Annotated in this window: 7 protein-coding genes; 4 read left to right on the plus strand and 3 right to left on the minus strand. The window is 40.8% G+C overall.

Features of this window, described 5'->3' with window-relative positions:
- Positions 1 to 10 precede the first annotated feature (10 nt).
- From U735_RS0107460 to U735_RS0107475, 4 genes are all read left to right on the plus strand, one after another.
- Entirely contained in the window at positions 11 to 1,378 is a 1,368-nt protein-coding gene (locus tag U735_RS0107460) for a DUF2231 domain-containing protein (RefSeq protein ID WP_031443223.1), read from the plus strand.
- A gap of 118 nt (positions 1,379 to 1,496) precedes the next feature.
- A complete protein-coding gene (locus U735_RS0107465; protein ID WP_031443224.1) occupies positions 1,497 to 1,748 on the plus strand; it encodes a toxin-antitoxin system YwqK family antitoxin in 252 nt (83 codons plus the stop codon).
- 609 nt (positions 1,749 to 2,357) lie between these two features.
- Positions 2,358 to 3,797, plus strand: a complete 1,440-nt coding sequence (locus U735_RS0107470) for a sulfatase family protein (RefSeq protein ID WP_034248086.1) — start codon at positions 2,358 to 2,360, stop codon at positions 3,795 to 3,797.
- Positions 3,798 to 3,935: 138 nt separating this feature from the next.
- Positions 3,936 to 5,786 (plus strand): sulfatase family protein, encoded by a 1,851-nt coding sequence (locus tag U735_RS0107475; protein ID WP_031443226.1) that lies wholly within the window; start codon positions 3,936 to 3,938, stop codon positions 5,784 to 5,786.
- Between the two features lie 171 nt (positions 5,787 to 5,957).
- Here the strand turns inward: U735_RS0107475 and U735_RS0107480 are convergent, their stop codons facing one another.
- The 3 genes from U735_RS0107480 to U735_RS25550 all read right to left on the minus strand — a co-directional run bounded on the left by U735_RS0107480 (position 5,958) and on the right by U735_RS25550 (position 12,314).
- Positions 5,958 to 9,479 (minus strand): sulfatase-like hydrolase/transferase, encoded by a 3,522-nt coding sequence (locus tag U735_RS0107480; protein ID WP_031443227.1) that lies wholly within the window; start codon positions 9,477 to 9,479, stop codon positions 5,958 to 5,960.
- Positions 9,480 to 10,277: 798 nt separating this feature from the next.
- On the minus strand, positions 10,278 to 11,081 hold the full coding sequence (locus U735_RS25545; RefSeq protein ID WP_034248087.1) for a 3-keto-disaccharide hydrolase: 804 nt from the start codon (positions 11,079 to 11,081) through the stop codon (positions 10,278 to 10,280).
- Between the two features lie 3 nt (positions 11,082 to 11,084).
- Positions 11,085 to 12,314 carry an FG-GAP repeat domain-containing protein gene (locus U735_RS25550; protein WP_198036619.1) on the minus strand — a complete coding sequence of 410 codons (1,230 nt, stop codon included), beginning with the start codon at positions 12,312 to 12,314 and terminating at the stop codon, positions 11,085 to 11,087.
- Positions 12,315 to 12,316: the final 2 nt, after the last annotated feature.

Consider the following 12,316-nt stretch of genomic DNA (forward strand, 5'->3'; position numbering starts at 1 on the left):
AGTAGTACTTATGGAGTTGGACTTGTTTTTGGGGAGATTTCACCCCGTGGTTGTACACTTGCCCATCGGGTTTATTGTGTTGGCTGTAATTATTGAAAGCATTGGTCTATTTAAGAAAGATAGGCAGATATACAACCGGATTGTTCAATATGCTCTAATAGCAGTTATAGTGTCCAGTCTTATTACGGTTACTACCGGACTCCTTTTGTCCCAGGGAGGGGAATACAATGCGGAAACACTTAGTCAGCACAAATGGCTGGGAATCGGGGTGGTGGTATATTCTATTTTGGCATTGGTCCTTAAAAGGAAAATACCTAACTACGATCGAAAGCATTCCATGATAATATCTTCGGTATTTATAATCCTTGTTGGACTAACAGGGCATCAGGGCGGTGTGCTTACTCATGGTGAAGAATACCTTCTTACCTATGCCCCGGATGCCATAAAGAATATGGCAGGATTTGAAATTGCGGATTCGAAAAAAGGAATCCAACTAAAAAATCAAGATTCAATTCTAATTTATAAGGATATTGTTCAACCTATGTTCGTCCAAAAGTGCACGTCTTGTCATAATAATGATAAACAAAAAGGGGGGCTTAATCTCTTGGGATATAAGGACTTATTCACTGAAGCAGAAAGTGGATATCCAATTGTACAAGGGATTTTGGAAGAAAGTGAATTATTTCGGCGTATAAGTTTACCATTGAATAACAAAAAATTTATGCCTCCAAAGGGTAAGCCTTTAAGTTATAGTGAAATAAAAATTCTTGAATATTGGATAAATACAGGAGCGGATAGCTTGGCAGTGTTCGACCATAAAAATATGACAACAGAATTGTTGCAACTCATGATCAGGGATTATAATTTGGACTACAATCCCAGGCCCTATATAGAAACTATTGTAGTCGAGGAGGTTGATCAACAAAAAGTGGCGTTATTGACCGAAAATGGATTTTCGGTCAATAGGTTAGGAGAAGATAATTTTTTATTGGATGTAAGTTACGACCAATCAATTATAGGTGAGAAACAAATTGAATTATTGAAACAAATTGGTGAAAATATTACATTTTTAAACCTATCCAATTGCAGACTGACTGACGATATGCTTGCAAATTTACCGGAATTAAGCCATCTAACCAAAATTGATTTACATTCAAATCCAATCTCCGATAATGCAATTCAGCAATTACAAAAGTATATGCATTTAGAAGTGATCAACCTTTACGACACGGAGGTTTCCGACCAGGGCTTAAAATTATTATTGAACATTGAATCTTTACAAAGGTTGTATTTATGGAAAACTAAGGTAACCCAACAGATGATTGACAAAAAAGTTAATAGCGGAAATGTTTTAATTGATCTAGGAGTTGCCATTTAAACCCTAATATCCCCGAGTATGGTATAAACAAGGTACTATTTAATGATTTATTGCAACCAATTGGCCTAAGAATTGAAACCATAATTTGAAATATATTTATCATAAACAACTCATAGGTATGACAATAAGTAAAAATGATAATCCAAAAAAAACTGAAATTGTTGACGGCTTCACAATTAAGTATCATGCAAACGGAAAAACTATTTGGTCAAAAGGTAAAATAATAAATGATCAGCCAGATGGTTATTGGGAATGGTATCGCATAGACGGTACAATTAAACGCTCAGGACACTTTAACCATGGCCATCAAATAGGTGAATGGACTACATATGACAAAAATGGAAAAGTGTATAAAGTGACAAAAAAATGATATCCACTGAATAACACCTTTCACAAAAATATTATTTTCTTAAGGATAGACTGGTTATGTAAACTAACTAGTATGTCAATGAAATACAAAACCTGTGTTGTTCAATGACTTACTACAAGATTTGATTGCACTGATTGAATCCAAATCATTCAAGTCAGGGGTACAATTAATACCCAAAGAAGCATTAATCACTTTAAGGTAAAAAGAGTTTAGTAATGCTGAACCATAAACTACTGCCTAATTATTTTTACAGAAACATTATCTGCAAGTAAAATCTACAACAATATCTTGCAGTACAGTACAGGATACTCCCACGAACATTTTTTTTAAACTTGTTGTTACATTAAAGAAAATATTTTGGGGAAATATATAAGCATGACTTTAATACCATTGAGGACGGACTTAAATATAGGATGGTGATGACCAATCCCTATAAGCATATCGTTCCCGACCTTAAGAACAGGCCAATGAAAAAATCCAGCTGTACGATATTTTTAAAGATACGTTTGAAAAAGTAGATCTGGCCGGTGAAAGGCCCGAAATTGTAGACGATTTATTGAAAAGATTGAAACCTCTTGGAGTACTGAATCATAATTAAGAATTTAAAGCATGAAAAAAAACCATTATTTAATCACCTTATTGGGTATAATCATTCTTGGGAGCTGTGCTGAGAAAAAGAAAACAGTAGAAGCTCAACCCCCCACCCAGCCTAACGTACTGGTACTATTAACCGATCAATGGCGGGCACAGGCCACTGGATATGCGGGTGATCCCAATGTAGACACCCCACATCTGGATAGTTTGGCAGCCATAAGTGTTAATTTTAAGAATGCGGTTTCCGGCATGCCCGTATGTTCCCCATTCAGGGCATCGCTCTTGACGGGGCAACGCCCATTGACCCATGGGGTCTTTATGAACGACGTACAGCTGGACACCAATGCGGTAACTATTGCCAAAGTGTTCAACAAGGAAGGATACGATACCGGCTATATCGGAAAATGGCATATGGACGGACATGGAAGGTTACAGAATGTAGCCCCTGGCCAAAGAAGGCAAGGATTCCAGTTCTGGAAAGGCAACGAATGTACCCATGATTACAACAAATCTGTGTACTATGACAACGATGACCCCACAAGAAAAATTTGGGACGGCTATGATACCTTTGAACAGACCGATGCAGCCATAGATTATATTGTGGAACGCAAGTCGTCCAAGAATCCGTTTATGATGATCCTTTCCTACGGTACACCACATGCGCCATACCATACGGCCCCACTGGAATACAGGAACCGATTTGATCCGGAAAAGATCCAACTCCGCAAAAATGTACCCGATAGTCTTCAGGAAAGGGCAAAAAAAGATCTGGCAGGGTATTACGCACATATAGCGGCACTGGATGATATGATCGGCAAGGTGATAAAAAATCTAAAGGAATCCGGGCAATTTGATAATACCATCATTGTATTTACGGCAGATCACGGGGATCTCTTGGGCTCCCACGGTGCCTATAAAAAGCAGCAACCCTATGAAGAATCGGCCAGGGTGCCCATGCTTTACTATATTCCTGAAAAATTAAAGATCGCTGCTGGAGAACGTGAAGCTTTAATGAATTCGGAAGATATTATGCCCACCCTCTTAAGCCTATGTAATATTCCCATTCCCGATACGGTGGAAGGATTGGATTATAGGCCTTATATGGAAGGGAAGGAGAGTATAGGACATGCCACCCTGCTCACCTGTGTACAACCCTTTGGGCAATGGAACAAAGTGCAACATGGAGGCCGCGAGTATAGGGCCATAAAGACCATACAATATACTTATGCACGTGATTTGAACGGGCCATGGCTGCTGTTCGACAATATCAATGACCCGTACCAACTCTTCAACCTTGTTGGCAATGAGGGCTATACTACACTGCAGGACGAATTGGAAAAGCAGCTATCCCATCGATTGAAGGAAACCGGGGACGAATTTCTTCCGGGAATGGAATACATTAAGAAATGGGGGTACCCGGTTGATGAAACGGGTACGGTTCCTTATACCAACTGATTTGTTTTTAAGATTATATCATTAATCAACAAGACCTTTTTTATCAGTACGTTATTTTATAACCCTAGCTTATACTTAAGCTTTATTTGTTAATTTGAGGTCTAATTGAACACACTGTTCAATCCAAACAGCCATAAAATGAATTTTTCCATCAGAAGTATTGCAATAATAGTACTAACAATTGTCGCTACTGGTAAGGCAGAGGCCCAGGACTTGCCCAATATACTATGGATTACCAGTGAGGATAACAGTGCCTTTTTAGGTTGCTACGGGGATGAATTCGTCAAAACCCCCAATCTGGATAAATTGGCCAGTGAAGGTTTTTTATATACCCATGCCTACGCCAATGCCCCGGTATGTGCCCCGGCACGGAATACCATTATATCGGGAATTTATGCCAATTCCGGCGGTCATTCCAATATGAGAAGCAAATATCCCCGAGGTAGTGGAGTTGAATTTTTGGCAGAAACCATGAGGGAATTGGGATATTATAGGACCAATAATAATAAAACGGACTACAACACCAATGTGGACAAGGAAATATGGAATGAAAGCAGTTCGGAGGCCCACTTTAAAAATGCACCAGAAGGTAAGCCTTGGTTTGCTATTTTTAACACCACTATTTCGCATGAGAGCAAAATACACGATCAATTGCCCTTAGGTGAATTAAACTACGACCCCAAAAAGGTGCCCATTGCACCCTACCATCCCAGAACCCCGGATATGGAAAGGGATTGGGCACAATATTATCATCGCATTGAACAAATGGATGCTTTTGTAGGTGAAAGGTTGCAAGAATTGGAGGCATCGGGAATGGCAGATAATACTATCGTAATATATTACGCAGACCATGGAGGAGTGTTGGCACGTAGCAAACGCTATGTTTACGAAACAGGTACACACGTTCCCTTTATTGTACGCATTCCTGAAAAGTACAAAAAGTTCTGGCCCGCCGAAAAACCGAATTCAAAGGTAGAACGTTTGATCAGTTTTGTTGATCTATATCCTACCATGCTAAATTTGGTTGGGGCCCAAGTGCCAAAACGCTTGCAAGGCACACCATTTTTAGGTGAAAATTTAGATCCCGACCCGGAATACGTATATATGTTCCGTGATCGTATGGATGAGTGGTACGATATGAGTCGGGCCGTTAGAAGCAAAAAATACCGATATATTCATAATTACATGCCGCACAGAATTTATGGACTACCAATAGAATATTTATTCAGGGCAAAGTCCTTGCAATCGTGGAAAACAGCATATGAGAACGGGGAATGTAACGAAATACAAAGTGCCTTTTGGAAGACAAAGCCAGTTGAAGAACTCTATGATATGGAAAATGATCCTTGGGAAGTAAACAACCTGGCCAAGGACCCAAAATACGCCGATGTATTGAGGGAAATGCGTAAGGCAAATAGGGATTGGCTCTTGGAAATTAGGGACACCGGTTTTATGCCCGAGGACGAGCGAAGCATAAGGGCAGACGGTAAACCTATATTTGATTACTTCCAAAGTGGTAAAGTGGACGTAAAGCAAATCATAGAAGCGGCGGATCTGGCATCCCTTGGGAAGGTTGAAAATAAACAAAAATTGATGGATTTCCTTAAGTCCAATGAATCCACGGTTCGTTATTGGGGGGCAACAGGCTTGCTACTTCTCGGAGAAAAAGGGGAATCTGCAATTTCAAGTTTAAAAATGGCCATCAAGGATCCATCGGTGAGTGTGGCGGTGGTAGCCGCGGAAGCACTTTACCAGCTTGGGGAAAAGGAAGAAGCCTACAAAGCATTTAAAAGGGCTTTGGGAACTGATCGTGAATTTGCACAGACACAGGCCATGAATGCTATCTATTTGATTGATGATGACAGTCCAATTATGAAAGAAGAAGTACAAAATGCGTTAAATCGCATGAATTCTTTAGATCGTAATCAATATAATTACCGTGCAGCAATGAACCTTATGAACAAATGGGGACTGCAATTGGATAACTAGGCCTTTTAGCTCGCTGAGTACTTACAATAGTGTACCTAATCATCCAAAACCCGTGCTTTTATTAACGTTATACAGGACCTTAATCCTTGGTCTTGCCAACTATATTGTTATTATTCGAATATCGTCGTTATTGTACCTAATTATATTGGAGATAAAGGCTTTTATGTTCCATCAAAAGGAATTTATCATTAGTCTTATCTCATGCTTCCCAGGCTCCAATCTTACCGAACCAAAGGCCGATGCCACTTTCTTGCCATTGTGCATTAGTTCTTTTCCTGCTCCGGGAACCATTTCAAATTCGGCAACCATATTGGCAGGGATTTCAATGGTATATATCTGCAATCTAGGATTTGCGTAGATATAGTTTGCTTTAATGGTTCCTTTAATGGTGGGGACCTCTATACTGCTATTTTTTAAATCGCCCATCTGTGGTTTAATGGAGGCAATGCCAAAGCCTGGGGTTTTGGGCTGAATTCCCCATAGTCCACGAGGAATGGCATTGGCCGGAACAGCCCCCCAAGCGTGGTTCCAATCCAAATTGTTTTTATACTTTAAATCCCAGGCTTCCAAGGTTATGGTAGAGCCTATACGGATCATATTGTACCAACTTCTGTCGCTGGTATCGGTCAAAAGATCCAGCGCATAATCTTCCGCGCCTGCATTGTACAGACCATCCATTAAATATTGTGAGCCATATACGCTACAGGCCATTCCCCTCGATTTTACAAATTCAACTACCGAGCCTATATGTTCTTTCGGCACCATATTGAATGCCAGCGGCATCATGTTGGCATGTAAGGAGGCGTGGTCTGTACCGATTCCATCTATATAAACTCCTCTCTTGGCATCGAACATTTTTTCATTGAAGGCTTTCTTCGCTTTCAATGCCCTTAATTTAAAATCCAAAGCTTCTTGGGTTTTACCAAGTACTTCGGCAAATTCGGACATGATTATCATGTTCTGGTAATAAAATGCGTTCACTACGGTATTGTAATCCTTAAAAACATAACCGTCACGTTCACCTTTATTGTTGGGATCGCCACCCCAGCCTGCAGAGGGCCAATCCACTATATCCCTAAAAGTTTCCTTCATGGTTTTAGGGAACCCAAGCTTGGCCATTAATTCCGGAGTCATCTTGGTAGAGGTTATCAATCCATCTTCATTGGCGAGTTCATAAAGGGTTTTATATTTTAACTGATCGTAGTATTTCTGTATAAGTTCTGTATTGCCCGTGTACATATAATCCGCATAAAACATAAGTGCTACGTGCTGTTGCCACTCGGTAGGCCAAGTGGGATGCTCCATAAAATACTCTATGGTTTGTCTGGCAATGGCATATTCGCGATCGGTAGTATAATGGCTCAATTGGTTCAAATAGGCGTCGGCCTCATAGGGAATTCGTTCCCGGTCCCCATCTACGTAGAGTCCGTTAAAAGTAGTGGCCTTGATGGAGTACTTACAAAGGTCCCAAACCTGATTCAAAATATCATCGGAACTGCTAAAACTGCTGGAATCATCCTCCCAATAACTATGATGGGCAAGTTGTGTAAAATTTTCAGCGGTAAAAGGTTCATGCGCCCCTGCCACCTCTGCGTATCGGAAAGGCATTAAGACCGGGAAGCCTTCGGGCAGAGCAAGTGCTTTGCCTGGCAGGGTGTTTCTCTTGTCCGGTTTTATTTGAAGTTGATATTGGGTCTGTTTGGGCGTCACCGGTACTTTAATTTCTTGATACCTGATATGGCTCTTTTCAAAGGGTTTCCTATTGATATTTTCTCCTTCCAACTGTTCCCCAATTCGAAAAGTAAGGGTGTGGGCGGTTTTGGCCATATAAGTGAAATCGATGGTAGCGAAGGCCGCCTTACCAAAATCCACAAAATAGGTGTCACCTCTTTTTTCGAATAGGACCGGTTTTATTTTATCTATTTGAAATCCGTTCGGTGTTGTAATGGTTGCTTTTGGACTGCCCATCGTAAAAGTTTGGGTTTTGGAATATCTTGATAGTCGATTGTCTTGGTCCCAAATACGTACTTTCCAGTAATAGGTCTCCCCACTTTTTAGTTGGGTTCCTCCGTGTTCTATTTCTGTTGAGGCATTGGATTTTATTTGCCCACTGTTCCAAATATCCCCTATGTTGTTATCTATCTTTTCCTTAGTGGAAGCTACCAGTAATTGATAGGCAGATTGCGTAACAGCGCCATCAGGTACCACCCAACCGTATTCCGGCTTGGGATCAATAATGGTTACCCCGGCCGTGTTTCTAATCCATTCAACAATTAGGTTGGAAGGACCTTTGGAATAATCGTCCGAAAGTTCAAGTAACAGGCTGTTGGTTTTATTTCGAAAGGATTCAAGTTTATCGGCATATTTTGAATCTTTCGCAAGGTTATTGATCTCTTTTGGATCATCTTTTAAATTATAAAGTTCCTCAAAGGACTGGTCATTTACATAACGGAAGTATTTCCAATCTTTGGTACGTACCCCTTCACTAGGTGGTATATTCTCAAATTCCCAAAGATGTTCTATCAAAATGGTATCCCGTTCAAAATCGGTTTTGGGATTATTAATGATGGGCATTAGGCTTTTGCCTTGCCATCCCTTGGGTTGTTCCAATCCTGCCAAATCTAAAATGGTGGACGGAACATCAATATTCAATGCTAGGGCATCGTTGTCCTTCTGTTTTTTTAAACGCGGGTCGAACACAATTAAAGGCACCCTTATGGAATTATCATACAGCAACCATTTTCCGGCAAGCTGGCGTTCTCCCAAGAAGTAGCCATTATCGCCCATCACAATGATTACGGTGTTCTTATCGAGCCCTTTTTTTCTTAGCTCCTCCCTTATCTTGGCAATTTCTCTATCTATGCCCGAAATCATCCTGTAATACCCCTTTACGCTATGTTGGTATTTTTCGGGAGTGTCGTACCGCCAAGTCCAGCGTAAACGGTTAAAGCCATCACGTACAAATTTTGGCTGGGCCTCAAAGTATTTGTCTTCCCCTAGTTCCGGACCGGGCATTTCCATGTTCTGAAGCAACGCATCGGATTCAGCTTGCCAGAAATATTGATCTACGGCATTGTCATGGGCATGGGGTGCACTAAAGCTCAACGAAAGGCAAAATGGTTTATCGGTTTTGGCGTCGGCAATATAATCTATAGCCTGTTGACCCGTATATCGTGTAAGGTGTACCGTATCTTTGCCCAAGGTCTTATAATAATATCCTCTTCGATCAGGATAGGCACCATTCCGGTCATAGGATTCGTAAACATCGAATTGTTGGTCCAACTCATCATATCGTACCCCATATTTTCCAAAAAAACCAGTGTGGTATCCATTGTTCTTTAGTATGGTGGGATAGGAGTCGGCCATATAGCTATCCCTAATATTTCCAGTTTGAAAATTGTAACTGTGGGTGCGCTCGTAAAGCCCGGTCAGTATGCTTGCCCTACTGGCCGCACAGATAGGTGTGGTTACAATGGCATTCTTGAAATACGTGCCTTCTTGGGCCAATTTATCCATTTCCGGAGTAGAAATGAGTTTGTTGCCTGCATAGCCCAGGGCATCAAAACGTTGGTCATCCGTTAAAATAAAGATGATATTGGGTTTGTTGGTTTGCTGTGGTTCTGTTGTTTTTTGTGCGTTTAGTGGAAAAGCGCAAACGTAAAGGAGTGCAAAAACAATAATTCTTATTTTCATCAATGCGTGTTTTTTGTTTTTAATTGGCAGCACTAATTTGCCAATGGTTATTTGGTCCATAAATTAAGCTATATCAAGTCTGTCATCAAAAAAAAAATAGTTTTCCAATGGATTGGAATTGATAATCCAATATAAGAAAACAAGGTACTATAGCGATTGAAAATAGACTTTATCAAACTTAATCTTTATATGGCCATAACCTATCCTGTGCTGTCCTGTCCACAAGTAAATTTACTCACTAAGGGAGTTTTAAATACTCATACACTTGCCCGTTCCGTTCCGGCGGGCCCGCCCTTGCCATTGGGCCAGGTGTAGAAATGTTATGGGTAGTTTCCTTCAGATGTCTCATGGGGATACCTTTGCCGAAATAAACAGGCCTGCCCTGATATAATTGACTTTAATCAAATAACGTGAATTTGAATTAACATAAGCTCCAAATAACTGATGATCAAATAATTAAAATTAATGTTGCTGTCTCCTCGAGCGGAGTCGAGAGGTAATGGATACTGCTATCATCAAAATTAGGTCTATCCTGATAACCTTTGGGATGTTCCTGCGGTAGGCAGGCTCGAGGAGACAGCAATATTACCATGAACAACTCATTCACCAATAAAATCGATTTAAATCACTTTAAATAGTTGGAGTAGGAGGAGTGGACTTCCTTTGGGCAACAAAGAAAAAAGGATGAAAATTTTATTTTTCATCCCTTCTTTTAATAGTGAACTTTCCAAGCTTCAAACAAAACCCAACAATTAATGCTCAGGTTTCGATCTTCTTGAAAAGAAGAAAATATAAATGCTATAAATTCTTCAGTCTTATATTTCTATATTCTACCTTCATAGGTGGACCTACATGCACCTGCACTCCCAAATGCCCTGAGGACGTCCTATTTACGGTATCATCGTCTATTACCTCACTCATTAGAACGCCGTTGATGTAGTGCTGTAATTTGTTGCCTTTAATAACAAGGTGGGCTTCGTTCCAATCTTCACTTTTGATCTTAGTCTTTAGCTCGTCCGAATCTCCAAGTGATTCCAAAATCTCCCTGCTCTGCCAGGCATTCTTTGCCACATTGGCCCGCAAGGACCCGGGTGCATCCGGGTTTTCCTGAGACGTTATTCTGGCCTTTTCACCTCTATAGGCCAAAGTAGTACGCTTTTTCTCTTCATAGTTCTGCCCGGTATACCTTATTTTTCCATCTATATCGGCCTGATAACCTCTTAATGCAAAAGGAATGGTATCCACTTTTTCGCTGCGGTAGTTTATACCGCTGTTCCCTGCTTCCGCTATGCGGAATTCTAGCTTCAGTTCAAAATCTGCGGGTTGTCCGCCTTGCCAAATAATAAAGGTGTTGTTCTTTAGTAAGGTCGTTGGAGTTACTTCTCCCACAAGATTACCGTTTTCTACCCTCCAATAGTTGGGATCTCCTACCCAGTTATCAAGTGTCTTGCCATCAAAGATCTGTACAAATCCGTCTTGCTCCGTAGTGGCCACAGCCACTTCCTGTTGCGGTGCGTTTTCTTTTTTCTCCTTACAGGATTGTAGGCCAACAATTGCAAGTAGTACTAATATATGAGGCTTAAAAATTCTTTTTAAATTCATGTTTTATTGTTTTATTGGTTCGTTGTAATAAATGTTAAGGCCGTCCTTGCCGGCCACGATTATATCTTTCATTCCGTTATTGTCCACATCGGATACACTAAAGTAGACTCCGGTTCCCTTTCCACGACCATAGGGTCCGTAATCAATAACTTGTTTACTAAAATTCTCCCCGTTCCACTTGAAATAATAAAGACCAAGTTCATCGGAACCACCGGGGTCTTTTCCATTATGGGCACGGTAACGCTTCCCTGTTATCAGTTCATTTTCCCCATCTAGATCAATATCTGTCCATTCCATACTGTGGTACTGCGAATTGTAGGGGTCTATGGGGTGTTTTGTCCATTGGGTTTTTTGTTTCTTGGTAGCAGCTTTTTGTTTGTACCAAGAGAGGCCGTAATCATGTCCTTGGCCAACAATAAGGTCCGAAAGCCCATCCTTGTTCACATCGGCAACTATTATGGGAACACTTGCAGTGCCCAAGTCAAATTCATGATGCATTCTCCATTCCCCTTTATAGGTATCCTCCGGTGCTTGCAACCAACCTTTTGATACAATAATATCAGTGAATCCGTCGCCGTTTATATCGCCAAATCCAAGGCCATGTCCATGCGGACCAAAAATGGAGTGTTTGCTGAACATTCCTGCACCTTTTTTATTGCCATCCAATTGCAATCTATAAACCACCAAAGAGTCGTTGGGAGTATTGGGAATAATTTCTATGATGCCGTCTCCGTCCAGATCCCAGGAACGTGTACTTTCAATATTGCCCGCTTCAGCTATCAAATGTTCCTGCCATTCACCGCCATCACCAGGATTTTGTTTCCAAACCAATTGTTTCCCGAACCAGCCACCGGTAATGAAGTCCAATAGGCCATCCCCATTCACATCCAATGGAATAGTGGAAAAATCATCATAATATTCGCCATAACGTTTTGCCGAACCTATATAGTGACGGGCTTGAAAATCAGGCCCCTTATACCAATAGGCTCCTGAGACTAGGTCTAGTTTACCGTCGTTGTCCACATCGAACACTCCTACGGTTTCATAAGTTTCGGAAGCAATCTGTTGTTTGGTAAACTTTAAGGGTTTCGGTTGTGCAAATAGGAAAGCAGCAGTTAGTAAAAAGACCGCGTTTATAAAAAACGCTGCACCGTTTAAGTTCATAGCGTTTAACTTAAACGGTGCAGGTCTTTTTAACCTGTAAGGACTGGTCAATGCAATTGAAATAGCCATTG

The sequence above is a fragment of the Arenibacter algicola genome, assembly GCF_000733925.1.
Classification (GTDB): Bacteria; Bacteroidota; Bacteroidia; order Flavobacteriales; family Flavobacteriaceae; genus Arenibacter; species Arenibacter algicola.